The organism is Spirosoma litoris (genome assembly GCF_054776755.1).
The window spans coordinates 1-25,814 of record NZ_BAAHBI010000051.1 but is presented as its reverse complement, the minus strand read 5'-3'; the positions used below and the strand labels follow the sequence as shown (position 1 = coordinate 25,814).

Below are 25,814 nucleotides of genomic sequence, written 5' to 3'. Positions count from 1 at the left end.
AACATCGTAATTCGTAAATCGGACATCGTCAATCGTAAATACAATAAGTATATGTCGCATGTTACAGCAGCCGTAAGAACTCCCCTCGTTACCGGTGGCAAAACCTACGCCGACGTGACGGAGGATATCAGCAAACAGGTTGAAGGCAACCCCACCCGCGAGTGGACAATCGCCTTTACCATTGCGGTGGTTGTGCTCATTTACGGAGCCGCCTGCGTGTTCTGGACCTGGTGGGAAGGATTAGGCGTTTGGGGACTTAATAAAACCGTCGGCTGGGCGTGGGACATCACCAACTTCGTATGGTGGGTTGGTATCGGTCACGCGGGTACGCTGATTTCTGCTATTCTCCTATTATTCCGTCAAAAATGGCGGACGGCTGTTAACCGGGCAGCTGAGGCCATGACCATCTTTGCCGTATTGTGTGCTGCTAGCTTTATCATGATGCACGCAGGTCGTCCATGGGTAGCTTACTGGTGTTTGCCATTACCTAATACACTCGGTTCACTTTGGGTAAACTTCAAATCGCCACTTGTTTGGGACGTATTCGCTATTAGCACATACTTTACCGTATCGTTAGTATTCTGGTATATGGGTCTTATCCCTGACTTGGCTACGATCCGTGACCGTGCGAAAAGCAAAATATCTCGTTACATCTACGGTGCTTTCTCATTAGGGTGGAATGGTTCGGCAAAAACCTGGGCTCGTTATGAATATATGAGCTTGATTCTAGCTGGTCTTTCTACGCCACTTGTACTTTCGGTACACACCATTGTAAGTATGGACTTTGCTACCTCGGTTATTCCGGGTTGGCACACAACCATCTTCCCTCCTTACTTCGTTGCCGGTGCTATCTTCTCTGGCTTTGCGATGGTACAAAACCTGGTGTTGATCATCCGTGTCGTTTTCAAACTGGAAGATTATATCACGCTTGAGCACATCGAGTCAATGAACAAGGTCATTACCCTGACTGGTTCGATTGTAGGAGTTGCTTATTTAACTGAGTTTTTCATTGCGTGGTACTCTGGCGTTGAATTTGAAGGCTACGCCTTTATCAACCGGGCTACGGGTCCATACTGGTGGGCTTACTGGGCCATGATGACCTGTAACGTAATTACCCCGCAGCTCTTCTGGTCACGGGCAATTCGTCGGAGCATTGTTTGGACTTTCGTGTTGTCGGTTATTGTAAATATTGGGATGTGGTTTGAGCGTTTCGTAATTATTGTAACCTCTTTACACCGTGATTACCTGCCATCAAGCTGGGCAATGTTCCACCCAACGTTGTTTGATATTAGCGATTATATTTTCTCGTTCGGATTCTTCTTTACCCTGTTCCTGCTGTTCTCGAAATTCCTCCCAGTTGTGAACATGGCTGAAGTTAAAACGATCATTAAATCGTCGTCTGAAATATTACCAGCTTCGGTATCAGGCGTTGCTAAAGGCGAACGCGTTACCAACCCAACATTTAATAAAGACGTAGAATAAAATTGGTTTAGCTTCCAGGTGGATACGTCTGGAGGCTACAAACTGAAATCTGAAACAAAAGAAAGGTATGTCAGACGTACATGGTAGCAGTAAATTCCTGGTCGGCATTTTTGATGATGACGATGTGGTACTGAAGGCCGTTAAAGAAGTAAGAAATTCTGGAGTACGGATTCAGGAGGTTTACTCCCCGTTCCCGATTCACGGATTAGATATTGCACTTGGCCACCCACGTTCTCGCCTTGGTATAGCCGCCTTTTTGTTTGGCCTATCAGGAACGCTTACGGCACTTTCCTTAACCTTTTATACGGAAGGTTTCGACTGGCCAATGATTGTTGGTGGTAAAGACTCTTACTCACCAGTGATTTATGTACCTGTTATTTTCGAATTAACAGTACTGTTTTGCGCCCTAGGTATGGTTGGTACATTCATTGTATCCAATGGCATGGGCCCTACGGTTAAGCCGCTGATGTACGATCTCAGAACCACTGATAATAAATTTGCGATGGCGATTGACCTAAGCAAAAACAATATTAGTGAAAGTGATATTGAGCAGATCCTGAAAAAGTCAGGTGCTGCTGAAGTTAATGTTAAGCAGTTCTAATGTTCAGGATGGGAATGATTACTAAACATACGAGCATAACAGCACTGGCTGTCATTGGACTACTGGTTGCGGGAACATCCTGCAAAAGAGGTCACGACAATACTGGTGTTGAATATGCCCCTCAGATGTATGATGCTGTCGGTTATGAACCCTATCGTCAGATCAAGCCAAATACTATAAATCCACAAGGATTGAACATGCGCCTTCCGGCGCGTGGAACAGTTTCCCGCCCTAACTATCATACAACATTCGGTGAAGGTAGCGAAGCTAAAACTGACCTGATGATATATAATATTCCGGCGGATAGCATCGGGATTGCAGAGCGTGTATTGACAAACCCAATTCCTCAGACTGAGAAGTCACTGGCAGAAGGTCAAATTTTGTACACACGCTACTGTAGCCATTGTCATGGTGAAACAGGCAAAGGAGATGGATTAGTAGCCGCTCAATATAAGGGCGTGCCTAACTATACAACCGATGCGTACAAGTCATTAAACGACGGCCATATTTTCCACGTAATTACGCACGGAAAAGGTCGCATGTGGCCTCATGGTTCTCAGATTACACCAGAGGACAGATGGAAAATTGTGCAATACGTACATAAACTCCAACAAGGTTAATTCAACGCCAGACGTGCAGTGAACGACACTGACAATCGGCAGTTTCTATAACAGACGTCTACCGTTTTTTTATTAATTGACAACCAAATAAGAATGGCATCGGCTCACGCAATACCGTCCTTAGACGAAGAATTTGAATTTACTGCGGAATCCAAACGTCGATTACTGATCGGCATCGGAGCCGGAGTCGCGTTGGTAGCAATTGGCGCGTACTTACTGGCATCAGGTGCTGGTTCGCATGAAGCTCATGGAGCTGCTCACGCTGCAGGAGCGCATGAAGCACATGGTGGAGGGCACCATGAGTACAAATGGACTACTCGCCTATGGGCAAACGTCTGGGTAAACGCTGTTTATTTCACAGGAGCGTCTGTTGTAGGGATGTTTTTCATGTCGTACAACTATCTAGCTCAAGCTGGCTGGTCTGTTGCGTTCAAACGCATTCCTGAGGCCATGCCTGCTTATTTGCCTTTCATGGCTGTAGCTATATTTTTAACATATTTTGTTGCTGGCCATGACATGTTTCACTGGCTTAATCCGAATCTTTTTGACAAAGCCAGCCCAGAGTTTGATCCAATTATTAATGGCAAGAAAGGTTTTCTTAACCCAGCTTTCTATTTAATTCGAATTGGCCTATACTTTCTATTATGGTACATGCTGTGGCGTATGCTACGTAATTTCTCCTTACAGGAAGATCTGTATGGTGGTACCGAATACTATGAAAAGAGCATTAAATTTGGTGTAGCCTTTCTATTAGTTTTTGGCGTAACATCTTCTACCTCGGCTTGGGATTTTGTCATGTCGATCGATACACACTGGTTCAGTACGATGTTCGGTTGGTATACGCTCGCAAGTTGGCATGTAACCGGCTTGGCTATCATTACGCTGACAGTAGTAACTTTAAAAGAGAAGGGTTATATGCCGTGGGTTAATGAAAGCCATCTGCATGATTTAGGTAAATTCATGTTTGCGTTCAGTATCTTCTGGACTTATGTATGGTTTGCACAATTTATGCTGATCTACTACGCTAACCTACCTGAAGAGACCATTTACTATCGTGAGCGTTTTAGTGGTTTTGGTGGTATCTACAAGGCTCCATTCTTTATAAATATCCTCCTAAACTTTGTATTCCCCTTCCTCGTTTTAATGACTCGCGATGCAAAGCGAACATTTATCATCTTGAAAGTGGCTGCGTGGGGTATTATTATCGGTCACTACTTTGACTTCTATACGAACATTATGCCGGGAACGGTAGGTGCGCATGGTGGTTTTGGACCAGTTGAATTCGGTATGATTTTGATTTTTGCGTGTGGATTTGCTTATAGTCTGTTTTCACAATTGACGAAGGCTAATCTGATTCCTAAGAATCACCCGATGTTAGAGGAAACCCTGCATCACGATATTTAAACATTAACCTTTAGAAAGCATGGTTTATATAGTCGCTTTGTTGACGGTAATCTTTTTGGGACTGGCAGCTGTTGTTGTTTCCCGGATGGCAGCCGTTGTGAAGAACGCAAGTGGCCCAGTTGAAGAAGGGCATATTGGCTTGAGTAACCGTATTAACGGGATACTAATGATCGTTTTTTTTGTGTTGGGTATGATTGGCGCTGCCTGGTCATTCATTTACGCAAAGCAATTCTTTTTACCTGAAGCATCGTCCCCACACGGTCGGCACACAGATTTTCTGTTTTGGTTGGGGATGAGTATTATCACAGTCGCTTTTGTCGTTACAAATGCCTTGTTGTTTTTCTTCGCCTGGCGTTATCAGCATCGGGATGGCTACAAAGCTGCTTATTACCCAGAAAATCATAAACTGGAATTAATCTGGACAGTAATTCCAGCAGTGGTGATGGCGTTATTAGTATTCACAGGATGGAAAGCATGGCGTGATATCATGGCAGAAGCTCCTGAAAATGCACAAGTGTTTGAAATCGTTGGTAAGCAATTCAACTGGATCGCACGTTACCCTGGTGTTGATAACAACAAATTGGGTTCGTTCAACTACAAATTGATTGACAACAATAACGAAACAGGAATTGACTATACCGATGAAGCATCATTTGATGATTTTGTCTCTACTTCGGAATTACACATTCCTGTTAATAAGCCAATTTTATTGAAGATTCGTGCTCGTGATGTACTGCACAGCGTATTTATTCCTCACCTACGCGTGAAGATGGATGCTGTGCCAGGTATGCCAACTCGTTTTCAGTTCACTGCTGATAAGACAACAGACGAAATGAAAAACATAACCGGCAATCCTAACTTTACATACGAGATTGCATGTACGGAAGTATGCGGTCAAGGCCACTTCTCGATGCGGATACGTTTAGTAGTTGAAGATGAAGCGTCGTGGCAAGCCTGGTGCAAAGAGCAGAAGCCTTTGTTAACATCAACACCTGAGCTGGCAAGTCGTGTTCCCGCTAATCTAAAAGCGAAAGCTGCCAAGTATTTGCCTGCTGACGCAACGGCTGCCCCAGCAGATAGTGTAACCGCATCAATATTACCAAAGGGTGTAATTGTAGCTAGTGCCACCCATTAATTTCTAAACTTACATTCAACCAAATACTATGGCGACTGTATCAGCTAACTCGGCAACCGTGGCACATGCAGCAGAGCATGACCATCACGAGCCGCAAAGTTTTTGGCGCACGTATATTTTCTCGGAAGACCATAAAACAATTGCCAAGCAGTACCTGATCTCGGGTATCTTCTGGTCAATTATTGGAATTAGCCTGTCGGTGATGTTCCGTCTTCAGTTGGGCTTTCCTGGCATGAAGTTAGATTTCCTGCGTCCAATTCTTGGAACCTGGATTAATGACACTGGCAAGCTTGATCCTGATTTTTACCTGGCATTGGTAACGATGCACGGTACAATCATGGTATTCTTCGTACTGACTGCCGGTTTGAGTGGTACGTTTTCGAACTTCCTGATTCCGCTTCAAGTAGGTGCTCGGGATATGGCTTCGGGGTTCCTAAACATGTTATCATACTGGTTCTTCTTTTTGGCCAGTGTTATCATGTTTGGTTCGTTGTTCATTGAGACCGGACCAGCGTCAGGTGGTTGGGTAATTTATCCACCATTGAGTGCTTTGCCACAAGCTCATAAAGGATCGGAGCTGGGTATGACGTTGTGGTTGGTAAGTATGGCCCTGTTTATTGTATCGCAGTTGCTTGGTGGTATCAACTACATCACTACAGTAATCAACCTGCGCACACGGGGTATGTCCTTCAGCAAACTGCCATTAACAATTTGGGCTTTCTTGCTGACGGCTATATTGGGCTTGATCTCTTTCCCTGTATTACTTTCAGCTGCCCTACTGCTTATTTTTGACCGTAGTTTTGGTACTAGCTTCTATCTTTCTGAAATTTATATCAAAGGAGAAGCGCTTCCAAACGTAGGTGGTAGCCCAATTTTATTCCAACACTTATTCTGGTTCCTGGGGCACCCTGAAGTATATATTGTGTTGCTTCCTGCACTTGGTATGACTTCTGAAATCATTGCAACCAATTCACGGAAGCCGATTTTCGGATACCGTGCCATGATTGCATCTATGATGGGTATCGCTTTCCTTGCCTTTATCGTATGGGCTCACCATATGTTCGTAACGGGTATGAACCCATTCCTGGGATCGATTTTCATGTTCTTGACGCTGATCATCGCTGTTCCATCAGCCGTTAAAGCGTTCAACTACATTACGACACTATGGCGGGGTAACATCCGGTTCACACCGGCCATGTTGTTCTCTATTGGTTTGGTATCGTTCTTTATCTCTGGTGGTCTTACAGGTATTATCCTGGGTAACTCAGCGCTTGATATCCAATTGCACGATACGTATTTCGTAGTAGCTCACTTCCACTTAGTAATGGGAGCTGCGTCGGCCTTTGGCTTATTGGCTGGTGTTTATCACTGGTTCCCCAAGATGTTCGGCAAAATGATGAACGAGAAGCTCGGTTATATCCACTTCTGGTTGACGTTTATCGGTATCTACCTCGTATTCTTCCCGATGCACTATATTGGTATCGCAGGTTTCCCTCGTCGGTACTACGCATTTACAAGCTACGATTTCACGAAGAACATCTTCGCTGATATGAATGCCTTCATCAGCCTGGCTGCCATTTTTACCTTCACAGCTCAGTGGATATTCATCTATAACTTTGTTTATAGCTTAATCAAAGGAAAGAAAGCTCCTCAAAATCCATGGCGGTCAAATACCCTGGAATGGACGGCTCCAATCAATCCTGGACATGGTAACTGGCCTGGTGAAATTCCTGCTGTGTACCGCTGGCCATATGATTACAGCAAGCCAGGTGCCAAGGATGACTTCATTCCTCAAAACGTGCCATATTCACAAACTCCAGAATCTAATCTGCCTCACGAAAATGAGCTGATTGGTATGGAAAAAGAGATTGAGGCACAAAATCTGAATGACCAGTTCAATCAGCCTCACTAATAAAAAAGAACAGCGTTTCCGGAGCCTGGCTCTACTGACAGTAATTGCTATCTATCTGGTTATATTGGCCGGTGGAATTGTCAGAGGAACAGGCTCCGGAATGGGCTGTCCTGATTGGCCAAAGTGTTTTGGGCGTTGGGTACCACCTACTGAAATTTCGCAACTTCCGGCAAACTATCAGGAGATTTATGGTGCTAAACTAAAAGGAGAAATTGAGTTTAACGCTGCAAAAACCTGGATAGAATACGCCAATCGATTAGTAGGTGTTTTATCCGGTTTTTTTGTTTTTGCCACGTTACTATCGTCCATAACCTATCTTCGGAAAGATGGTGCAATCTTTTGGGGAAGTCTGGCCGCATTTCTTTTAATTGGTGTTAATGGCTGGTTAGGTGCCCGTGTAGTCGCTACGGAATTAGCTCATTACATGATTACCATACACATGCTTCTAGCTTTAGTGGTGGTCTTTTCGTTGCTTTTTGTCCTGATTCGTTCTAACGTTGGTCAATTGCAAATTGACTATCCAAAATCTTCCTCATTAAGCTGGTTATTGTTTACGGCATTAATGGTGACACTGGGTCAGATTGTATTAGGAACACAGGTGAGAGATGCCTTAGATGAAGTCGTTAAACGATTAGGGTATTCGCAACGAGATAATTGGATTGGCAGCTTAGATTGGCGTTTTTATATTCATCGCTCGTTTTCATTAGCTCTGTTAATCTTTCACGTAATTGTTGTTTACCAACTACGTAAAACAGTCAAAGGTGGTTTAGTATCTACGTTGACTACGGCGCTAATTGCTGTTATTACGATAGAAATTGTATCAGGTGTTATAATGGCTTATTGGGGAGTGCCAGCATTTGCGCAACCCGTCCATTTGGAGCTTGCCACAATATTAATTGGATTACAATTTTCGATATGGTTGCTGGTAACGCCAGCATTGATAGTGTCTGGTCATAAATCTGAGAGGTCGCGATTAGTAGAGGCATAATATGGAAAAGACATTGGCAATAGCAGTTATTAACGTAAAAGCTAAAGCTTACATTGAGCTATTGAAACTTAAGCTTACACTGGCAGTCGTTTTTTCCGGTGTATTTGGCTATTGTTTGGCAGTAGATCAGATTAACTGGTGGATGATTGGGGTATTAGTTATAGCTTCTATAAGCATGACAGGAGCGGCTAATATCATTAATCAAATAATAGAAAAAGATTCGGATAAGGTAATGAAACGAACCGCAGTTCGGCCATTACCAACTGGACGGCTAACCGTTCGTGAAGCGGCAACCTTTGCCTTTATTCTCTTTGGAGCAGCGTGTTACTTATACGTTCAGTTCTTTAATATTAGAGCGGCTGCTTTAGCTGTACTCTCTTTATTGCTGTATGGGTTTGTTTATACACCGCTCAAACGAAAAGGCCAAATCGCGGTATTTGTAGGTGCTCTGCCTGGCGCTTTTCCGCCAATGATAGGGTGGGTGGCCGCAACAAACCATTTTGGTTGGATACCAGGTATTTTATTTGCGGTACAGTTTTTCTGGCAGTTTCCTCATTTCTGGTCTATTGGCTGGCTGGCTTTTGATGAATACAAAAAAGCCGGTATTCAAATGATGCCCGGAAATGGCAAAACAACCGATACAGCTTTTAGAATCATGATTTATACGCTATTCCTGTTACCTATAGGATGGCTTCCTTTCCTTTTGGGAGTGACAGGAATATATTCAGCTTTAGTTGCGACGCTAGGCGGAATCTTGTTCTTAGCACAAACGTTTCACTTGATGAGAACGTGTACGGATAAGGCAGCTTTACAAATGATGTTCGGATCATTGTTGTATTTGCCTGTTGTACAGATTGTTTACCTATTAGATAAAGTATAACAACAAATCATGAGTGAATTAGTAAACGACATTACATTAGTTGAAGAGCCGCAGGAAACGCTCTCGATGAATCCCCGCAAGTTTATCCTGTGGTTATTCATTGTTAGTATCATTATGCTTTTTGCCGCGATGACCAGTGCTTATCTGGTTCGTAGAGCCGAAGGTAACTGGCTGGAGTATGATATACCCGCAATATTTAAGTACAGTTCAATTGTATTGATTGCGAGTAGTCTGACGATGCACTGGGCTTATCTGTCTGCAAAAAAAGACAATTTTGGCAGTCTGAAAATTGCGATAACTATTACTTTTGTGCTTGGAGTGGTTTTCCTGTACATGCAATTTCAGGGTTGGGTTGCTTTGGTTAACGAAAACGTTTTCTTCGTTGGTAATCCGGCTGGGTCATTCATGTATATTTTTACGGGCCTGCATGGGTTCCACCTAATCTCTGGCCTTGTCGTATTAGTCGTAGCATTAATAGCGTCTTTTCGGCTTCGCATTCATGCCAAGAGCATGAACCAGATTGAGATTGCGGCCGCTTACTGGCATTTTTTAGATATTTTGTGGTTGTATTTGTTTTTCTTTTTAGTCTATTTCCATTGATAATCTCTTAGACGCATGGCGGCTACTGTAACACACGATACCCTGACGCACGAATCGGATCAAATATTCGACAAGAAAACCTGGATGGGTGGGGTTGAACCAATGAAAGTGAGCTACGGCAAGCTGATGATGTGGTTCTTCCTGATCTCCGATACATTCACGTTTTCGGCTTTGTTGGTCACGTATGGCTTAATTCGCTATAGCTACCCCGCCTGGGACCCAGCTATCTACGGCGAGGTATTTAAGTTTTCGAACTTATACTGGCCAACACCCGAGATGGTTTATGCGTCAGTACCCTTCTTGCATGGCGTACACGCTCCGCTGATTTTCGTAGGTATCATGACCTTCATCCTTATCTTCAGTAGCGTTACGATGGTACTCGCTGTTGAAGCTGGACACCGGATGGATCGTGCCGATGTAGAAAAGTACATGCTTTGGACGATTCTGGGTGGATTCACTTTCCTAGGAAGCCAGGCTTGGGAGTGGTCTCACTTTATTCATGGAACAGAAACGGGTACAACCATTAGCGAACTCATAAATGGCCAAACCATTCAACGGACCATTTTCGGTGCTAACCTTGTCGAAAACCAATACGGCCCCCCTGCTTTTGCTGACCTGTTTTTCTTTATCACGGGCTTCCACGGTACACACGTATTAAGTGGTGTGGTATTGAACATCCTGATTTTCTATCGGACAGCAACAGGATTATATGATCGTCGTGGTCACTATGAAATGGTTGAGAAAGTAGGTCTCTACTGGCACTTTGTCGATCTGGTTTGGGTATTTGTATTTACGTTCTTTTATCTGGTATAATAACTGTCTATCATGTCTGATCATTCACACGGGACCCACGAGGTTGGCGAAATACCACCCGCTAATACCGGCCTTATCTGGCGCACGTTCATAATCCTGTCTGTCATTACAGCGTTTGAGTTTACGCTGGCTTACCTAATGAAAGCGGGTACATTAAGAACAACAATTTTCGTATTGATGACATTGGTTAAAGCTTTTTATATCGTTGGTGAATTTATGCACCTTAAGCACGAGGTAAAAAGTCTGATCTGGGCAATTGTCATTCCAATAGTTTTTGTCATTTGGTTACTGGTTGCTTTATTAACTGAAGGCGGAGCAATAGGCAACGCAGTTTTTGGCATTCATTAACGTATGACAACCATTCAAAAAGCCGGGATCCTGCTTGCTACGCTGCTGGTCCCGGCTTTGCTGTATCTTTTCCTCCGGTTTGGTACGCAGAATCATTATGTGCTGGGCCGTTATTTACCCAAAATTGACTCGACCCGAGGGGAGCCCTTAATGGGGAAAGTCAAGTTGCCCGATGGCAGCGAAATAGTCGATACGATTTACAATCACATTCCCCCATTCAAATTAATCGATCAGGATGGAAAAGTGATTGACCAATCTATTGTAAAGAATAAGATTTACGTAGCTAGCTTTTTCTTTACGCGTTGTGGGACAATCTGTCCTCGAATCTCCTCTCAGCTTACACGGGTGCAGGATATTTTTGTCAATAATCCTGATATCATTTTTCTCTCACATACGGTTGATCCCGAACATGACCGCCCTGAGCAATTAAAGGCATACGCACAGAAGTACAATGCGATCCCCGGCAGGTGGTATTTTCTGACAGGTAGTAAAACCGACATTTACAATCTGGCGATGCACGGCTATTATCTTCCAACCGTGGATGCAGGTCTTAAAGCAGGCAAACCCGACGAAACTTTTATTCATAGCGAAAAGTTGGTGTTGGTAGATAAAGAAGGGATTGTTAGAGGGTTTTACGACGGTACTGACAAGGAAGATGTAGACCGATTAGTACTGGAAATCCGTGTATTGTTGGATATTTATAGTAAAGAATAAATTTGTGAAAAAATGCAAACCGTACAACCAGTTCAGGAGCAAAAAGCAAATCGGGTAATCAACGCGTTAGCGCTGGCCATACCGCTTGCCGTAGCTGTTTTGCTTGGTATTCGACAGAAGGTTGATTTAGGAGACTGGACAACTTATTTACCGCATATTAATGGCATTATCAATTCCCTGACAACGGTCTTACTGTTAATGGGATTCTATTTTATCAAGCAAAAGAATATAGAGGCCCACAAACGTACGATGTTGGCCGCTTTTACGCTTGGGTCGCTATTTTTAATAAGTTATGTGCTCTATCACCTGACAAATGAATCAACTCCATTTGGCGGGCAGGGTTGGATTCGTCCGGTTTATTATTTCCTACTTATATCGCACATCGTGCTGTCAGTTGTGGTTGTTTGGTTTGTATTACGAGCTGTTTACTATGCGTTGAGTGGACAAATAGCTCGGCACAAGCAAACAGTAAAATATGCTTTTCCAATTTGGCTATACGTTAGCATTACAGGAGTCATAGTTTATTTGATGATCAAGCCGTATTACTTGCATTAATCTGGAGAAAGATATGAGAAGTTGGAAACTAGTTTTATTGGTAATAACCATGATGGTGATTGCCCCTGATTTAATGGCTCAATGCGCCATGTGCCGGGGCACGGTCGAAAGCACGGTTAGCAATGGCCGAAGCGTGGTGGCCTCTGATCTGAATGTGGGTATTTTATATTTGTTGTTGGCCCCTTACCTTATTGTTGCCTCCATTGGCTATCTATGGTACAGGAACAGTAAGCTAGAACATGGAAGACGTATCGAAATTGCAGGCCGCGTTAAACGGGCTATGTCCCAGATGTAGGCAGGGTAAGATTTTCAAAAAGCCCTTCTACGCACTGAAGGGTTTCGATGAAATGTATGAACATTGCCCCCACTGTGGATTACGATACGAAGTCGAACCAGGTTATTTTATAGGGTCAATGTATGTTAGTTACGCCATTTCAGGTGGAGTAGCTTTAGTCCTGGGCTTCTTATTATTCTACCTGGGGCATGATCCGGCAGGATGGATATATGCGGCTGTTATCATACCAGTTATGATTGTTATCGCCCCCGTTAATTTTCGAATATCGCGCGTTATCTGGCTGCATTATGTAGCCGGTATCCAGTATGTAAAAGGGCTTTAAGAGCCCTTTTTTTATGCTCAAAAAAAAATTGGTAGCCATGCAACCTGCACCCTATTATCTTGCATCTTGCTAGTGAACCTAAACGAATATGCTCCGACTAATACCGTTTTTTACGACTGAAGCGCAGTTGATTGCTGCCTTAAAGCGGGGCGAAAGCCGCGCTCATAAGGTCGTATATGAGCGGTTTGCGGGTAAAATGCTTGCCGTTTGCACACGCTATTGTGCTAATCGTGACGACGCTGAGGAAGTGATGATCGATGGGTTTATGCGCGTATTTGAAAAGATTGAGCAGTTTCGGGAGGATGGGAGTTTTGAGGGGTGGATACGGCGTGTGATGGTGACGGAGTCACTTATGTTTTTGCGAAAAAATAAACAATGGCGTCAGGAAATACCAATTGAGGATGTAACGGTTGAGCCAGATTACGCCTGGGCAGATACTGCGGTTAATGAAAACGATTTACTACGCATGGTGAATCAATTACCTGACGGTTATCGTACCGTATTTAACCTCTATGCCATTGAAGGGTACTCGCATGCAGAAATTGCCGAAATGTTGGGTATTTCCGAAGGTACGTCGAAATCCCAATTGAGTCGGGCGAGAATGCTGTTACAGGCAAATTTGAAGAAATTAGAACAGGAGCCAAAAGTACAACAACAGGTTGGCCAACATGGATATTATGAAAAAACAGCCAGAAAAGCAGCCCATTGATGATCTGTTTGCCCGGAAGCTGGGTAACATGTCTCTGCCACCTAGCGACGATGGTTTTGCGCGTCTACAGGCTCGCATGGGCCAGGGTAAACAGGAGGCAAAAGTAGTCTTCTGGCGCAATCCTGCTATGCAACGCTACATGGCAGCTGCGGCTTGTTTATTACTTGTCTGCTTATTTGGATGGCTATACTTGCCATCGAGTGGCACATCGCCGTTAAATGGCGTACAAGTGGCAACAACCCAGTCTAAAAAATCAACTTCGATAGCGAAAAAGTCTGCTCAAAAACAGATTGAAGAGGAGTCGTCTGTTGATAATAGATCGACCGATCTGGAAAATGATCGCTTAAATCTAGAGCAGCGTGGATCTACTGAACAAGTCGCACAGGTAAATAAATCGTCGGAAGTCGATAAGCAGAGCCATGAGTTGACTAATGTGCCAGTTAATACACATAAAGCAAGCCATAAGCCCCTATCGATTGCAACCGATCGGCCTGTATTAGCACAGACAAGTCCTGCCAATAATAAAGCAAATCCAGAAGTCATAAAACAGGAAGTTACTCAGCCTACTGTTCAACCAGTGATAGAGCAAATTGCTGAAAGTAAGCCAATTACAAAGCCTGCGCCAACTGCAGAACGGGTTCTGGTTGTCACAATTGCGGAGCCGGAAGCATTAGTCGCGGCTCGTGAAGCGGCTAGAACGGCGGTGGAAGAGAAATCGGTTGCTGCTGATAAACCTGAGAAAGAAACAAAATCAGGTGGGTTGTGGCAGCAGGTAAAACGCATTAAACAAGGGGAGGTATTCGCTCGTGGGGATAATACAAACGATGATGAGCGGGGTTTACTTGGCCGGGCTTATACTGGCCTAAAACATAGTCTTGATAAGGATAAATCAGCTAAACAATGAAAAGGGGATTGTTTTTTGTCGTTGTCTTTCATTCATTATTAATGGTATTGGTAGTTCAGGCCAAGCCATTAAGCCCCACCGACTCATTGGTTATTCGGTTTGCTAATCGTACACGTCTGGTTATCTATGGACCTGACAAGGCAAGTATTCAGGCTTTGTCGAATTACGACCTGAATAAAATTGTGCGTGAAATGGGGATGAAACTCGACTCCGTGTCGGGTGGGCCGACGGCCATTTCGCAGGATGGTGGCCGCTTCCTGAAAGATACTGTGCTCGTTGTGACCCAAAAGAGAGACGGGATGACGGTTATTATTAATGGAAACACCGATTCCACAAAACCATACGAATCACAGAAAGACAAGAATGATCAACAGGATAGGCAAACGTCTGAACGAGCGAAACGTAGGAGAGAAGGCGGCAACTTTGATTATGGAGTAAGTTTTGGGCTTAACAACTTCATTCAACAAAGTGCATTACCTGCATACCCTGAAGATGGCTATGATCTGCAGCCATTGGGATCACGTTATTTTGCGTTATCTGTAGGGGCAATGCCGACGATTATCCGGGGTAAATATGCGTCGTTTAAACTGTATTACGGTGTTGAATTGGCTTGGAACAATTTTATGTTCGAAGGCAACAACATAGTCGAAAAAACGGCGACAGGAGTGGCCTTCCCCGATGCCGGTCGGGATTTACAAAAAAGTAAATTGACGGTTTGTACCATTGGAGTGCCCGTTGTCCCACGCGTAACGTTCTACAATAGCGACGGTCGCAAAGTATGCCACATCGGTTTGGGAGGCTATGTGAATTATCGTCTCGATAGCTATCGGAAAATCAAAGAAGCGGATGGGAGCAAAAACCGTCTGCATTCAGATTATTATTTGAACAACATCCGATATGGTTTAGTGGCGCATCTGGGTATTCGAAGCTTTGATTTCTTTGTGAAGTATGACCTAAATCCTTTATTCGAAGTGGGTAAAGGACCGGACCTTCGAACCCTTACGTTTGGTATTGGCTTCTAAATAGTATGCAAGATAAAACAATATCAGTTATTGGACTGGGTTGGTTAGGATTACCCCTCGCAAAGCAATTAGTGATCGAGGGATTTCAAGTGAAAGGAAGTGCGACCACAAACGAAAAAGTAGATTTATTAAGGCAGGAAGCTATTGACGCTTATCTGCTTCAATTGAATCCAGAGCCTATTGGTGATTTGGCGAGCTTGCTTCAGGCAGATACGCTTGTTGTCAATATTCCACCTAAAGCCGGAAAATTGGGAGATGATTTTCATCCGATGCAAATTGAGCACTTAACTCAGGCAATACGGCAATCGCCGGTAAAGCATGTGATCTACGTTAGCTCGACATCGGTCTATCCAGAACTTAACCGAACAGTGGTTGAAGACGATGTTGTTGAACCAAATCAATCGGCAGCGCCTGGGTTCATCAAAGCTGAGCAATTGATGCAAAATCTTGCTCCAGAGAAATCCGTTACGATAGTTCGTAGCGGAGGCCTGGTGGGCTACAACCGTATTCCCGGAAAGTATGTGGCCGGACGAACAGTAGAGAGCGGCTTGGCGCCCGTAAATTACCTCCACCGCGACGATGCCGTGGCGCTTTTGATAGCGCTAATTCGACAGCCAATAGGCGGTACGTTCAATGCCATTTCGCCAATCCACCCCACGCGGGAAGCGATCTACCGCAAAAGCTGCGCCGATTTTGGGTATGAATTACCTACGTTCGTTACGCCTGCCGAGCCAGTTCCGTATAAAGTAGTGAGTCCCGAAAAATTAATAGTGGCAACGAACTACCAGTTTAAATACCCTGATCCACTTACGTTTTTCTATAAACTATGAGCGGAGCAAATGACGCATGCGTGTCAGGAAGAATCCGCCTGATGAGGGTTTACTAGTTGGAGTAACTGCTCGGTTTAAAGCTGCCAGAAACAGAAAGTATCCCTGGGCATGCCACGCTCGAAAACGCTCGCTGAGCTGTTTATCGTGCTGAGGTAGGTAATTGATCAGTTTATCTAAATCGAAGCGATCTGAAGCAACGCCAACGCCTGCCCGTTGCCCATCAATGGCATTGCAAGCTTGTTCATAATGGTTTGCCTGTGGGATCATCAACGCCGGTTTTCCCAAATAAGCGGCTTCGCAAACCGATTCAAACCCCGCTGTTGTAACGATGGCTTTACAACGAGCCATAAACTCGACAAAACGTTTGCCATCGATAGCATGAAAGGTGAGCGTATCGTCGACTGGTTGGTCAGGTAGTGTTATCCCCGAATGAAAACCATCCATGCGAATTTCTGGATGCTGCTCGTGTGCTTTGAGTAGCTCAACCTTAAGGCCGGGTTGTGTAACATAAGCCAACAGGAAATCGCCAACGGTGGGCCTCAATTCGGTAACCTCCTGTCGGAGCAAAGGCGGTACAATACGTAGCCGCTGACGTGGCTCGTCAGCTTGTTTGTCGAAGGATAACGCCAATAATTCTCTGGCTCCAAAACAAGTCAGGCGGGTGTTTATTTTAAAGGCCTGACGGTATAACCACTGACCTTTGGGGCGCTGAAAATTCGGGTGGAAAGCCATATACTGATGGGCAATACACACCATCGGAGCGGAGGGGCGTAGCAGCGCATAAGTCATGCCACCAAGCATCTCAAAAAAATTGACAACTACATCTGGTCGTTCTGCTTCAATTATATCCCGAACTTTTACCAAACTTCGCCAGAAGGGTTTTGCGTAGCGAATAGCCTGTAAGGTAGTTTTAACAGGCTCTAGTGCATTTGTACCTGCGTTGTAAACTAACCCCGGACTAAAAATAGGCGTGATAGGCGCTGAAAATTTCTCACTGAAGAATTGGGGTACATCCCGATCCGCAGTTACGCCAACAATTGCCCCAACAACCTCATGCCCAGCCATCTGTAAAATCTGAGCCAGTGATAATGCTTGTGTCAAATGACCTCGACCCTCACCTTGTACTAAGAATAATACGCGCATAATGCAATGAGAAATTAAATTGTTGGTACAGGAATGGAGCGGTTTATAAGAGAACTTGGGGATTGCCTTGCTGGAACTGGCGAGCTAACCTCATCGTCTTCGGCTGAAGTCATGGTGTAATAAAGTAGACTCCAGTTGCCATCGTGATCTTCAACGAGTGCACTCAATGATTCAACCCAGTCGCCGGAATTCATGTAAATGACCCCATCGATCTCGCGAATGGCGGGTTGATGAATATGGCCGCAGATAACGCCATCGCAATAACGGGCGCGCGCTAGTTCGGTAAGTTTCTGTTCGTAATCGGAGATATAGCTTACCGCTTTTTTGATGCGCGATTTAATCTGCTGGGAGAGCGAATAGTAAGGTAATCCCCGCCAGGCACGGTAATGATTATAAAACTTGTTGACCCAGAGCAGAAAGGTGTATCCCATATCGCCCAGATAGGCCAGCCATTTCATTTGCGATGTGATCGAATCGAAGACATCACCGTGCGTGACATAAAACTTTTTATCGCCGGAAGTAAGGGTATAATCTTTTCGAATCGAAAAATTCTTACCCACTTTGAGCGGCATTATCTGATCCAGAAAATCGTCATGATTACCCCGCAGGTAAACAACTTTCGTGTTATAGTGAACGATTTGTCGTAAAACCGTTTTAAAAAAAGCAGTGTGTTTTTTCTTCCAGGTCCCGTACTGTTTCAACTGCCATCCATCAATGATATCGCCATTGAGAATAAGCTTTTGACAGGAGTAATTTCGCAAAAACTCGGTAGCCTCCTTTGCTTTCGACCCAGCAGTGCCGAGGTGAATATCGGAGAGCACAATTGTGCGGAATTGAGTGCTTACTTGCATGAACGAAACTAGACATCACATGTGACGTAAGATTTATCGCAGTGTTACCAAATTGACAAGATTATAGCTCTAAGTGGGCAATGGTTCATATTGACTTAACAAACGACAACTAATGGAAAATCCGGTGCTTATTTTCGGAGCAGGAAGTTTGGGCCTGACAGCTTTAGACCTGTTTCAACGCAATAATGTGGTAGTGTATGGACTACTGGATGATAATAAAGAATTACATGGAAAGGAATTCGGAGATATATCTGTGTTGGGCGAAACGGACGACGATGGCTTCTTAAAGCTGATTGGTCATAAGTGCGAAGCCTTTGTTGCTATTAGCGATACCCGTGTGCGAAAACGGCTTGTGAAGATGCTGAACGAACGGCGGAAGGTGCAACCTGTAAATGCTATTCATGACACGGCCACCGTTTCAATCATGGCCACTATCGGTCACGGTAATTTGATTGCTGCTCGTGTAGTGGTCAACCCCTATGCCGAAATAGGACAGCACTGCATTATTCAATCGGGTGCTATTATTGAAAGCCAGGCCAAACTTGGCGATTACGTTCAGATTGGAACTGGAAGTATTGTAAACAGTGGAGTAACGATTGAAGAGGGTGTTTTTATCGGAACCGGTGCCACACTAATTGCTGGAGTTACTATTGGAAAGGGGGCTCGTGTAGGAGCAGGCTCAGTTGTAGTCGAGAATGTTGAGGCTGGCGCTACTGTGTTTGGCAATCCAGCTAAGAAACTTTAGGAGTCATAAATTAAATCGGGTATCGTAAGTGAATCAGGAATTAACCTTATTTCACTTACGATACCCGATTTAGTAATGTGTTAAGATTATTCTACGTACAATACCTCGTTCGCCAGGAAATCCTGATAGGTACGTTCGAGTCCTTCTTTGAGCTCAGTCGTGTGTTTCCAGCCCATGTCATGAAGTCGGGACACATCCATCAGTTTGCGTGGCGTACCGTCGGGTTTGTCCGTATTCCAGCGTAGCTCGCCTTCGAAGCCCACAATTTCCTTAATAAGTTCGGCAACCTCTTTGATCGTCACATCTTCACCCGTGCCGATATTGACAAACAGCTCACCGTTATAATGCTCCATCAAAAAGAAGCAGGCATCAGCTAAGTCGTCGGCATGAAGGAATTCACGCATGGGCGAACCCGTACCCCAAACTTCAACCGTTGGCTGGTTATTGATTTTCGCTTCGTGAAACTTACGAATCAAAGCGGGTAATACATGCGAACCGTTCAAATCGTAATTGTCATTGGGGCCGTACAAGTTGGTAGGCATCGCCGAAATGAAATCGCAGCCATATTGGCTTCGGTAGGCTTCGCAGAGTTTGATTCCCGTAATTTTAGCAATAGCGTAAGGCTCGTTCGTTGATTCGAGAAAACCACTAAGCAGATATTCTTCTTTAAGCGGTTGCGGTGCTAATTTTGGGTAAATACAAGACGAACCCAGGAACAACAATTTCTTAACACCTGTTTTATAAGCCTGATGAATGATATTTGATTCAATCATCAAGTTATCGTACAGAAATTCGGCACGATAGGTGTTATTAGCCATAATGCCACCAACTTTAGCAGCAGCCAGAAACACATATTCAGGACGCTCCTGTTCGAAAAAGTCAACAACTGCCTCCTGATTGCGTAAATCTAGTTCAGATGATGTCCGTGTAATAATAGTCGTGTAGCCTTCTTCTTGAAGTTTACGAATAATAGCCGACCCGACCATACCTCGGTGTCCGGCAACATAAATACGAGCCTGTTTTTCCACAAGAATTGATTATAAGTAAACCGCCAACTACTAGGCGGACGAGTTGATAAAATAATACGTCTTTATAATGCGTTGCAAAACTAACAAACTTTAGGGATCAATCATTTCCCCATATTATGTTTGCATTTGACTTAAAGTTACCGACTTTATTATTCGGCGTTGTTAGTCTTACGGTATATAGTGTTCAGGCACAAACTGTAAACACAGCACCCTCTTCACTGACAACGGCTTCGAAACCCGTGTTGGCACCTTCTGGGGCTGCCCCGTCTCCATTTGCCCCTTTCTCATCGGTGCCTTCATCGCTCACAACACTTGGTTTACCAACTATGTCGTCGTTAAAAGAGCAGAAAGACGCTTATGTGGCTGGGATTATGCCCGATCTAGGGCTAAAGGTTAAACAATTAAAGAAACTAAAGGCCGACCGGAAATCCAAAAATAAATTGTCAAAAACGGAGTATGAAGGCCTATCGATGGTTAAGGCATACACGAAATTTGGCAGTGGCGACCGGACTATTGTTGAGGAGTTTCACGTTCTGCGTGATAATGATGCGGCTAAACCACTGGCTTATGTTCGGGAGATATTTCGGTATTACCAGAAATCAGCTCGTGTGACAAGCTCGATTGTTAAGGACGAGGGGACCGGGTTACTATTGCATGGACCCTATAAGCGTTATCAGAACGGCGATTTGGTGGAGGAGGGTTATTATTATGCGGGAATGAAAGATGGGCGCTGGGAGAAATACGATGGTAATTTTATGCTGGTCGATAAAACCCGGTGGCACTGGGGAATGCCCGCCGAATCTCAGTTAGTATATTATGACTCGGCTCACCATAAGATTAAGGAGATTATCCCCAAAGAGTATGGGAAAATAAAGGGAACCTACATGGCATTTCACGAAAATGGCCTGTTAGCGGAAGAGGGGAAGTATGATAACGGCGTGAAAGTTGGCCGTTGGACAGAATATTATCCCATCAATCCAAGTGGTCGGCGGATGCGCCGAAAGCTCATTCAATATGCTAGTGATCAGTGGGATACCGAATTCGAACCGTATACTATTACGGAATGGGACGAAAAAGGTAAAGTCACTTTTGAGCAATCGAAGAAAAAGGTTGTAGAAGACAACGAAACGGAAAACTAGCTATTGTTAGTTGCAATAGAGAGTCGCCAGTCCACTAACGACTATTTATTTAAACACACCTTTTGGGTCGGGGGCTTTGGCTAATAACTCATTGAGGTAGCCTAAATCAAGCGAAGCAAAGTCAAGATTTCGAGCCTGGTGGAAATACTCCCACGCTTGCTGATAGCTTGCTTTTAAATAATAAATCATCGAAATCTTCTGATAAGATAGGGCATTGGGATTCAGCGAAACGGCCCGCTGAAGATGCCCTTCGGCTTCGGTCAGCATATCCTCATCCGGTTTTTCCTGGTATTGTTTAATCTGTACCGTTGCCAGGTCAGTCATTAGAACCGTGTTACTATCGTCCACGGCGATGCCTTTTTTCATCATCCGAATTGCTTCTGGTAGCCGATTTTTTTGGTAACAAACCACACCCAATCCCCAATAAGCATCGGCATTTCGGTCATTAAGTAACCAGGAAAGGTTGAAGCGATGAGCGGCTGTGTCTAATTGACCATCACCAATATAGTCCCATCCTCGGGCAGCAAAGAAAGTGCTGGCTTCGGTTCGGGTGGCAAAATTACGGTCACAGTCGTTCAGAAAATGAATTTCTTCATCGATCTGAGCGGTTGTTTTAGGGCGTTCGCCAAAAAGAGGTAACGTATTGACAGCCTCTCCTGTATCAGCTGATCCGCCTGAATTAGCCGCTTCCGTTGACTGAATCGACTCTTCCAGGTTTTCGTGTACCGATTTGGCGTGTTGTACTGCATCGCCCGATCGTACCGATGTAATGAACTGCTTAGTTTGGGCAGCCGCAAAAAACGGTAACACAACTAAAGTACACTGTATCAGACTAAACCGAACGCTCATAGTAAATCAATATACCTGGGGTACATGCTTTGGTAAAACGAAAGGAGTATCCAAATTAGTGCATTATCTGCAAATTAGCGCCGGCCTCCTCGTGATCCAGATCGCTTTGCTCCGCCAGCTTTATGGCTAACTCCACCAGAGCGTGACCACGTAGTGCTTGAAACAGGCTTTTTAGCACCCGTTTCCTTGGCTTTAGCGATTGATCGGGCTTTGCCGGGGGGCAGATTTTTTGCTTTCTTCTCGTGAAATGCACCCTGAAACTCTGGGTTTTCTTTTCGGCGCTGCTCATCAACTTCACGGAGCATCGCTTGTTGTTCATCGAAAGGAGTTTCTGCAACCTCAACATTCGCAGGTAACGGCTCACGAGGAATGCTCATGCGGATAATCCGTTCAATTTTCTGAACATGATATTCTTCAGCCATGGTCAGAAACGTAATTGCTGCCCCTGTATGATTGGCACGGCCCGTACGGCCAATCCGGTGTACATAATCTTCATAGATCAGTGGTAAGTCGAAATTAATAACATGGCTCACCTCGGCGACATCAATACCTCTGGCAGCCACGTCTGTAGCTACCAACACCTGAACATTGCCTTCTTTAAATGCATCCACGGCGTTGATGCGCGTATTCTGACCTTTGTTGGCATGAATCACCCTGATCTTATCGGTCTCTACCACTTTACGTGCCAGAAATTTATAAATGTTCTCGGCGGTGGTTTTCGTTCGGGCAAAAATGATAACTCGCTGAAAGGCATCTTTACTGATCAGGTAATCGAGCAAATTGATTTTGGTGCGAAAATTAGGGACCTCGTAAATAACCTGACTAACCATCTCGGCGGTTGAAGCCTGAGGGGTCACTTCTACTTTGACGGGTGATTCCAGAAACTCAGCAGACAGTCGTTCTACTCGTCCGCCAAATGTTGCTGAGAAGAGTAAATTTTGCCGCTTGGTAGGTATAATCTCCAGAATTGAACGGATTTGGGGCATAAAGCCCATATCCATCATTTTATCGGCTTCGTCCAGTACCAGCGTCCGAATATTTTTTGTTACAATCTCACCTAGTCTGTACAGGTCCATAAAGCGGCCAGGCGTAGCCACTAACAGGTCAACGCCTTTTTTGAGCGTCTCAATCTGTGTTTTGGGACCTAAACCGCCATAAAGCGCTAGATGCCGTAACCCTGTATATTTTCCTAATTCGCTCACCGCTTCATTAATCTGCATGACTAATTCGCGTGTTGGCGCAAGGATTAGAGCGCGAGGAGCCTCTCCTTGCGGATACTTTATTTTCATGAGCAACGGCAGTAAATAAGCCGCTGTTTTTCCCGTACCCGTTTGAGCAATGCCCAATACGTCATGATTGCCTAAACTCAACGGAATCGTTTGTTGCTGAATAGGCGTTGGTTCGGTATAGCCGAGTTCTGCTACAGCATTAAGGAGCTGGCGGTTCAACTCGAATTGCTCAAAAGAGGTAATTTCCATAGACATAGTTTATGGTATTCGGTTTATGGTATTCGGTTTATGGTGGCGCGGTGCGGCCTGTCATCTCTGTTTATTCTTATCAGATAGCACCGCGCCACTGTAAACCAAATACCATAAACTTAGAACTGTTTCAGTATTCGTTCCACGGCACTAACATAACCCGAGCCAAAGAGATTCAAATGAACGAGTAGTGGATAGAGATTATAGATGGATACGCGTTCGTTGAAACCGCTTTGTAGGGGGAATGCTTCATCATAAGCATCGTAAAAGCGCTCATCAAATCCAGCGAATAATTTGGTAAAAGCGAGTTCTGCTTCTCTGAACCCGTAATAAACAGCAGGATCAATGAGAGCAGGAGCCCCTTCTTCGTTAATCAACACATTGCCCGACCATAAATCACCGTGAAGCAGTGCTGGTCGTTCGTCAGGAATAAGATCGGGTAAGCGCTCTCGTAAACGAAACAAGGCATCGTAGGCTTGCTTGGACAATAAACCTTTATAGAACGCTAAGCCTGCCTGAGGCAACAACCGGTGGTCGAAAAAGAAATCGAAGCCATTGTCCGTAAGCTTGTTGTTCTGATGCAATGATCCAATATAGTTGTCAAAATGTAAACCAAACTGGGGCTGTGTGTGAGAATGTAAGATGGTTAGCTTCTGACCAAGTGTTTCCCAATACGTTTTGGCCGGTTTTCCGAAATCAATGTATTCCAGAATCAAATAACATTTTCCCTGATAATGGCCATGCCCAATCACTTGCGGAATTTGAAATGCGCCAGTTGGGCGGAGTAGATCGAGCCCCCAGGCCTCGGATTCAAACATGCTGGGGCTTCCCACAGCAGAATTGTCGACATGATTCCATTTAATGAAAAATATCCCTGCCGACGAAAATACCTGAGCCGCCGTATTAATATCTCCCCCCGATAGAAACTGGGCTTCAATGACATCAACGGATTGACCTAATGCTGAAAACAGAATGTTTTCAAAGAAGGAAAATTGCTCGTCGCCCCAGAAATCCATGTGTTATTTAGTGTGTGGTTTAGGCGGTTCCTCGTCAGGATTTTCGGTAGTTTGCTGATTCAAGTTGGCCAACTACTCGATTTGAGATAATCTGTAAACGATAAATCAGGAACCGTTAATTTAAAATGAACTCACAAATTCAACAGTTATATCATATTGCGCAGAAACCCGAGCGTCGAATTATTGGTCTGATGTCGGGTACCTCACTCGATGGCCTTGATATTGCCCTGTGTCGTATTTCTGACTCTGGTCCCGATACTTTTGTCACACTTGAGCGATTTTCTACGGTGCCGTATGATGATGAGTTGAAGGCCGACATTCGTACCATCTTTGCCAAAACAGAAATTGAATTTGAACAGCTGTGTTTGCTCAATCCATACATCGGACGGCTACACGGACAAATGATACTTGACTGTCTGCGTAGCTGGGGCATCGAGCCTCACGAGGTCGATATTGTTGCCAGTCATGGTCAGACGGTATATCATGCACCCAAAAGTCAGCACCGACGCGATAAGTTCCCAAATGCGACCCTTCAGATTGGGGACGGTGATCACGTAGCGGCAGTAACGGGTGTTATTACCCTCAGTGATTTTCGGCAGAAACATGTGGCACACGGTGGCGAGGGGGCTCCTTTAGCAGTTTATGGGGACTATTTTATGTTTTCTAAAAAAGGTGAAAACCGTCTTCTGCTCAATATGGGTGGTATTGCCAATTTTACCTATTTACCCGCCGACGAAGACGCTAACCGTGTTTTTACAACCGATACAGGGCCTGGGAACACGATTTTAGACGCTTATGCCCGAAAATTGCTTAACAAGCCGTATGATGAAGATGGGAAATTTGCGGCCCAGGGGCAGGTAAACGCTGAATTGCTGAGCGCTTTAAAAATAAACCCTTTTTTCGAGGCTCCATTTCCAAAAACAACAGGGCCTGAAGTTTTCAACACTGCTTACGTAGAAGAGGCACAAAGCCGTAGCCAAACCATTGGCTTATCGGGCGCCGATTTAATGGCTACGCTTGTTCAATTTAGTGCCGATACTATTGTCGATGCTAGTAAACGTGTAATGCAGGAAGGGGAAACCTATCAAGTTTATATGAGTGGGGGAGGAATGCATAATCCCGTGCTAACCGAAGCTCTCCAAAAAATGCTGCCTAATTGTGTATTTGGGCGTACAGACGATCTGGGTATCAGTGGCGATGCGAAAGAAGCTGTTTTATTTGCTGTACTGGCGAACGAAAGTCTGGCAGGAGGAAAAACCTCATTTGGAGATAGACAAGGCGTACCAACTGTTTCGATGGGGAAAGTCAGTTTCCCTGGATAATTTTTTGTTTCAGGTTCAATGTTCCAAGTTTAATCCAACGATGATAATAACGAGGCTGTTTAAACTTTACGGAAAATCCCCAAAGCTGTGTGAATTTTGAGGTGCGAAC

At 44.5% G+C, this 25,814-nt stretch carries 28 protein-coding genes; 22 read left to right on the top strand and 6 right to left on the bottom strand.

Features of this window, described 5'->3' with window-relative positions:
- The first annotated feature begins 51 nt into the window (after positions 1-51).
- The 19 genes from nrfD (at position 52) to ACYVGR_RS27415 (ending at position 16,134) form a co-directional block, all read left to right on the top strand.
- A complete protein-coding gene (nrfD, locus tag ACYVGR_RS27505) occupies positions 52-1,482 on the top strand; it encodes an NrfD/PsrC family molybdoenzyme membrane anchor subunit (RefSeq protein WP_460962876.1) in 1,431 nt (476 codons plus the stop codon).
- 67 nt (positions 1,483-1,549) lie between these two features.
- Positions 1,550-2,083: a DUF3341 domain-containing protein gene (locus ACYVGR_RS27500; RefSeq protein ID WP_460962874.1), complete on the top strand. Its 534-nt coding sequence runs from the start codon at positions 1,550-1,552 to the stop codon at positions 2,081-2,083.
- Between the two features lie 14 nt (positions 2,084-2,097).
- Complete coding sequence (locus ACYVGR_RS27495; protein WP_460962872.1) at positions 2,098-2,703, top strand: c-type cytochrome; 606 nt, start codon at positions 2,098-2,100, stop codon at positions 2,701-2,703.
- Between the two features lie 93 nt (positions 2,704-2,796).
- A complete protein-coding gene (locus ACYVGR_RS27490; protein WP_460962870.1) occupies positions 2,797-4,107 on the top strand; it encodes a quinol:cytochrome C oxidoreductase in 1,311 nt (436 codons plus the stop codon).
- 19 nt (positions 4,108-4,126) lie between these two features.
- Positions 4,127-5,242, top strand: a complete 1,116-nt coding sequence (locus ACYVGR_RS27485) for a cytochrome c oxidase subunit II (RefSeq protein ID WP_460962868.1) — start codon at positions 4,127-4,129, stop codon at positions 5,240-5,242.
- A 28-nt stretch (positions 5,243-5,270) separates the two neighbouring features.
- Positions 5,271-7,154 (top strand): cytochrome c oxidase subunit I, encoded by a 1,884-nt coding sequence (locus ACYVGR_RS27480; RefSeq protein ID WP_460962866.1) that lies wholly within the window; start codon positions 5,271-5,273, stop codon positions 7,152-7,154.
- Positions 7,129-8,142 carry a COX15/CtaA family protein gene (locus tag ACYVGR_RS27475; protein ID WP_460962864.1) on the top strand — a complete coding sequence of 338 codons (1,014 nt, stop codon included), beginning with the start codon at positions 7,129-7,131 and terminating at the stop codon, positions 8,140-8,142. Before ACYVGR_RS27480 ends, ACYVGR_RS27475 begins: the two co-directional genes overlap by 26 nt.
- Position 8,143: 1 nt before the next feature.
- Positions 8,144-9,022 carry a heme o synthase gene (gene cyoE, locus ACYVGR_RS27470; RefSeq protein WP_460962862.1) on the top strand — a complete coding sequence of 293 codons (879 nt, stop codon included), beginning with the start codon at positions 8,144-8,146 and terminating at the stop codon, positions 9,020-9,022.
- Positions 9,023-9,031: 9 nt separating this feature from the next.
- A complete protein-coding gene (locus tag ACYVGR_RS27465; protein ID WP_460962860.1) occupies positions 9,032-9,622 on the top strand; it encodes a cytochrome c oxidase subunit 3 in 591 nt (196 codons plus the stop codon).
- 15 nt (positions 9,623-9,637) lie between these two features.
- The gene (locus tag ACYVGR_RS27460) at positions 9,638-10,435 is read left to right on the top strand and encodes a cytochrome c oxidase subunit 3 (RefSeq protein WP_460962858.1); all 798 of its coding nucleotides are present in this window, start codon (positions 9,638-9,640) and stop codon (positions 10,433-10,435) included.
- A 12-nt stretch (positions 10,436-10,447) separates the two neighbouring features.
- Entirely contained in the window at positions 10,448-10,783 is a 336-nt protein-coding gene (locus tag ACYVGR_RS27455) for a cytochrome C oxidase subunit IV family protein (protein WP_460962856.1), read from the top strand.
- A 3-nt stretch (positions 10,784-10,786) separates the two neighbouring features.
- Positions 10,787-11,497, top strand: coding sequence for an SCO family protein (locus ACYVGR_RS27450; protein WP_182459825.1), 711 nt, complete (start codon positions 10,787-10,789; stop codon positions 11,495-11,497).
- A gap of 12 nt (positions 11,498-11,509) precedes the next feature.
- Entirely contained in the window at positions 11,510-12,052 is a 543-nt protein-coding gene (locus ACYVGR_RS27445; RefSeq protein ID WP_182459826.1) for a DUF420 domain-containing protein, read from the top strand.
- A gap of 13 nt (positions 12,053-12,065) precedes the next feature.
- Entirely contained in the window at positions 12,066-12,347 is a 282-nt protein-coding gene (locus ACYVGR_RS27440) for a hypothetical protein (RefSeq protein WP_460962853.1), read from the top strand.
- Positions 12,292-12,669, top strand: coding sequence for a DUF983 domain-containing protein (locus ACYVGR_RS27435; protein ID WP_460962851.1), 378 nt, complete (start codon positions 12,292-12,294; stop codon positions 12,667-12,669). Before ACYVGR_RS27440 ends, ACYVGR_RS27435 begins: the two co-directional genes overlap by 56 nt.
- A gap of 88 nt (positions 12,670-12,757) precedes the next feature.
- On the top strand, positions 12,758-13,378 hold the full coding sequence (locus ACYVGR_RS27430; protein ID WP_460962849.1) for an RNA polymerase sigma factor: 621 nt from the start codon (positions 12,758-12,760) through the stop codon (positions 13,376-13,378).
- Positions 13,347-14,282, top strand: a complete 936-nt coding sequence (locus ACYVGR_RS27425; RefSeq protein ID WP_460962847.1) for a hypothetical protein — start codon at positions 13,347-13,349, stop codon at positions 14,280-14,282. Before ACYVGR_RS27430 ends, ACYVGR_RS27425 begins: the two co-directional genes overlap by 32 nt.
- Complete coding sequence (locus tag ACYVGR_RS27420; RefSeq protein WP_460962845.1) at positions 14,279-15,304, top strand: outer membrane beta-barrel protein; 1,026 nt, start codon at positions 14,279-14,281, stop codon at positions 15,302-15,304. The genes ACYVGR_RS27425 and ACYVGR_RS27420 overlap by 4 nt, the downstream gene beginning before the upstream one ends.
- A gap of 5 nt (positions 15,305-15,309) precedes the next feature.
- The gene (locus ACYVGR_RS27415; RefSeq protein ID WP_460962843.1) at positions 15,310-16,134 is read left to right on the top strand and encodes an NAD(P)H-binding protein; all 825 of its coding nucleotides are present in this window, start codon (positions 15,310-15,312) and stop codon (positions 16,132-16,134) included.
- On the opposite strand, the gene ACYVGR_RS27410 is transcribed toward ACYVGR_RS27415, so the two are convergent.
- The gene (locus ACYVGR_RS27410) at positions 16,129-17,277 is read right to left on the bottom strand and encodes a glycosyltransferase family protein (protein ID WP_460962841.1); all 1,149 of its coding nucleotides are present in this window, start codon (positions 17,275-17,277) and stop codon (positions 16,129-16,131) included. The genes ACYVGR_RS27415 and ACYVGR_RS27410 overlap by 6 nt on opposite strands.
- Positions 17,278-17,291: 14 nt before the next feature.
- Positions 17,292-18,128, bottom strand: coding sequence for a UDP-2,3-diacylglucosamine diphosphatase (locus tag ACYVGR_RS27405; protein ID WP_460962839.1), 837 nt, complete (start codon positions 18,126-18,128; stop codon positions 17,292-17,294).
- 112 nt (positions 18,129-18,240) lie between these two features.
- Here ACYVGR_RS27405 and ACYVGR_RS27400 point away from each other — a divergent pair, with 112 nt between their 5' ends.
- Positions 18,241-18,873, top strand: a complete 633-nt coding sequence (locus tag ACYVGR_RS27400; RefSeq protein WP_460962837.1) for an acetyltransferase — start codon at positions 18,241-18,243, stop codon at positions 18,871-18,873.
- A gap of 86 nt (positions 18,874-18,959) precedes the next feature.
- Here the strand turns inward: ACYVGR_RS27400 and fcl are convergent, their stop codons facing one another.
- Positions 18,960-19,901 carry a GDP-L-fucose synthase gene (gene fcl / locus ACYVGR_RS27395; protein WP_460962835.1) on the bottom strand — a complete coding sequence of 314 codons (942 nt, stop codon included), beginning with the start codon at positions 19,899-19,901 and terminating at the stop codon, positions 18,960-18,962.
- Between the two features lie 116 nt (positions 19,902-20,017).
- Here fcl and ACYVGR_RS27390 point away from each other — a divergent pair, with 116 nt between their 5' ends.
- Positions 20,018-21,040: a toxin-antitoxin system YwqK family antitoxin gene (locus ACYVGR_RS27390; protein ID WP_460962833.1), complete on the top strand. Its 1,023-nt coding sequence runs from the start codon at positions 20,018-20,020 to the stop codon at positions 21,038-21,040.
- Between the two features lie 45 nt (positions 21,041-21,085).
- Here ACYVGR_RS27390 and ACYVGR_RS27385 read toward each other — a convergent pair whose 3' ends face one another.
- The 3 genes from ACYVGR_RS27385 to ACYVGR_RS27375 all read right to left on the bottom strand — a co-directional run bounded on the left by ACYVGR_RS27385 (position 21,086) and on the right by ACYVGR_RS27375 (position 24,383).
- A complete protein-coding gene (locus ACYVGR_RS27385) occupies positions 21,086-21,889 on the bottom strand; it encodes a tetratricopeptide repeat protein (RefSeq protein WP_460962831.1) in 804 nt (267 codons plus the stop codon).
- Positions 21,890-21,963: 74 nt separating this feature from the next.
- Positions 21,964-23,367 (bottom strand): DEAD/DEAH box helicase, encoded by a 1,404-nt coding sequence (locus ACYVGR_RS27380; RefSeq protein WP_460962829.1) that lies wholly within the window; start codon positions 23,365-23,367, stop codon positions 21,964-21,966.
- Positions 23,368-23,486: 119 nt separating this feature from the next.
- Positions 23,487-24,383 carry a fructosamine kinase family protein gene (locus ACYVGR_RS27375; protein ID WP_460962827.1) on the bottom strand — a complete coding sequence of 299 codons (897 nt, stop codon included), beginning with the start codon at positions 24,381-24,383 and terminating at the stop codon, positions 23,487-23,489.
- Between the two features lie 125 nt (positions 24,384-24,508).
- Between ACYVGR_RS27375 and ACYVGR_RS27370 the strand changes: the two genes are divergently transcribed.
- Positions 24,509-25,705 (top strand): anhydro-N-acetylmuramic acid kinase, encoded by a 1,197-nt coding sequence (locus ACYVGR_RS27370; protein WP_460962825.1) that lies wholly within the window; start codon positions 24,509-24,511, stop codon positions 25,703-25,705.
- Positions 25,706-25,814: the final 109 nt, after the last annotated feature.

Excerpts from the sequence above, each read along its gene's own strand:
- ACYVGR_RS27465 (WP_460962860.1), top strand. The coding sequence starts at position 9,032 with ATGAGTGAATTAGTAAACGACATTACATTAGTTGAAGAGCCGCAGGAA.
- ACYVGR_RS27425 (WP_460962847.1), top strand. The coding sequence starts at position 13,347 with ATGAAAAAACAGCCAGAAAAGCAGCCCATTGATGATCTGTTTGCCCGG.
- ACYVGR_RS27435 (WP_460962851.1), top strand. The coding sequence starts at position 12,292 with ATGGAAGACGTATCGAAATTGCAGGCCGCGTTAAACGGGCTATGTCCC.
- ACYVGR_RS27500 (WP_460962874.1), top strand. The coding sequence starts at position 1,550 with ATGTCAGACGTACATGGTAGCAGTAAATTCCTGGTCGGCATTTTTGAT.
- ACYVGR_RS27440 (WP_460962853.1), top strand. The coding sequence starts at position 12,066 with ATGAGAAGTTGGAAACTAGTTTTATTGGTAATAACCATGATGGTGATT.
- ACYVGR_RS27495 (WP_460962872.1), top strand. The coding sequence starts at position 2,098 with ATGATTACTAAACATACGAGCATAACAGCACTGGCTGTCATTGGACTA.
- ACYVGR_RS27475 (WP_460962864.1), top strand. The coding sequence starts at position 7,129 with ATGACCAGTTCAATCAGCCTCACTAATAAAAAAGAACAGCGTTTCCGG.
- ACYVGR_RS27415 (WP_460962843.1), top strand. The coding sequence starts at position 15,310 with ATGCAAGATAAAACAATATCAGTTATTGGACTGGGTTGGTTAGGATTA.
- ACYVGR_RS27430 (WP_460962849.1), top strand. The coding sequence starts at position 12,758 with ATGCTCCGACTAATACCGTTTTTTACGACTGAAGCGCAGTTGATTGCT.
- ACYVGR_RS27480 (WP_460962866.1), top strand. The coding sequence starts at position 5,271 with ATGGCGACTGTATCAGCTAACTCGGCAACCGTGGCACATGCAGCAGAG.
- ACYVGR_RS27380 (WP_460962829.1), bottom strand. The coding sequence starts at position 23,367 with ATGGAAATTACCTCTTTTGAGCAATTCGAGTTGAACCGCCAGCTCCTT.
- ACYVGR_RS27450 (WP_182459825.1), top strand. The coding sequence starts at position 10,787 with ATGACAACCATTCAAAAAGCCGGGATCCTGCTTGCTACGCTGCTGGTC.
- ACYVGR_RS27490 (WP_460962870.1), top strand. The coding sequence starts at position 2,797 with ATGGCATCGGCTCACGCAATACCGTCCTTAGACGAAGAATTTGAATTT.
- ACYVGR_RS27485 (WP_460962868.1), top strand. The coding sequence starts at position 4,127 with ATGGTTTATATAGTCGCTTTGTTGACGGTAATCTTTTTGGGACTGGCA.
- ACYVGR_RS27390 (WP_460962833.1), top strand. The coding sequence starts at position 20,018 with ATGTTTGCATTTGACTTAAAGTTACCGACTTTATTATTCGGCGTTGTT.
- ACYVGR_RS27410 (WP_460962841.1), bottom strand. The coding sequence starts at position 17,277 with ATGCGCGTATTATTCTTAGTACAAGGTGAGGGTCGAGGTCATTTGACA.
- ACYVGR_RS27405 (WP_460962839.1), bottom strand. The coding sequence starts at position 18,128 with ATGCAAGTAAGCACTCAATTCCGCACAATTGTGCTCTCCGATATTCAC.
- ACYVGR_RS27460 (WP_460962858.1), top strand. The coding sequence starts at position 9,638 with ATGGCGGCTACTGTAACACACGATACCCTGACGCACGAATCGGATCAA.
- ACYVGR_RS27400 (WP_460962837.1), top strand. The coding sequence starts at position 18,241 with ATGGAAAATCCGGTGCTTATTTTCGGAGCAGGAAGTTTGGGCCTGACA.
- cyoE (WP_460962862.1), top strand. The coding sequence starts at position 8,144 with ATGGAAAAGACATTGGCAATAGCAGTTATTAACGTAAAAGCTAAAGCT.
- nrfD (WP_460962876.1), top strand. The coding sequence starts at position 52 with ATGTCGCATGTTACAGCAGCCGTAAGAACTCCCCTCGTTACCGGTGGC.
- ACYVGR_RS27385 (WP_460962831.1), bottom strand. The coding sequence starts at position 21,889 with ATGAGCGTTCGGTTTAGTCTGATACAGTGTACTTTAGTTGTGTTACCG.
- ACYVGR_RS27370 (WP_460962825.1), top strand. The coding sequence starts at position 24,509 with ATGAACTCACAAATTCAACAGTTATATCATATTGCGCAGAAACCCGAG.
- ACYVGR_RS27420 (WP_460962845.1), top strand. The coding sequence starts at position 14,279 with ATGAAAAGGGGATTGTTTTTTGTCGTTGTCTTTCATTCATTATTAATG.
- ACYVGR_RS27445 (WP_182459826.1), top strand. The coding sequence starts at position 11,510 with ATGCAAACCGTACAACCAGTTCAGGAGCAAAAAGCAAATCGGGTAATC.
- ACYVGR_RS27375 (WP_460962827.1), bottom strand. The coding sequence starts at position 24,383 with ATGGATTTCTGGGGCGACGAGCAATTTTCCTTCTTTGAAAACATTCTG.
- ACYVGR_RS27455 (WP_460962856.1), top strand. The coding sequence starts at position 10,448 with ATGTCTGATCATTCACACGGGACCCACGAGGTTGGCGAAATACCACCC.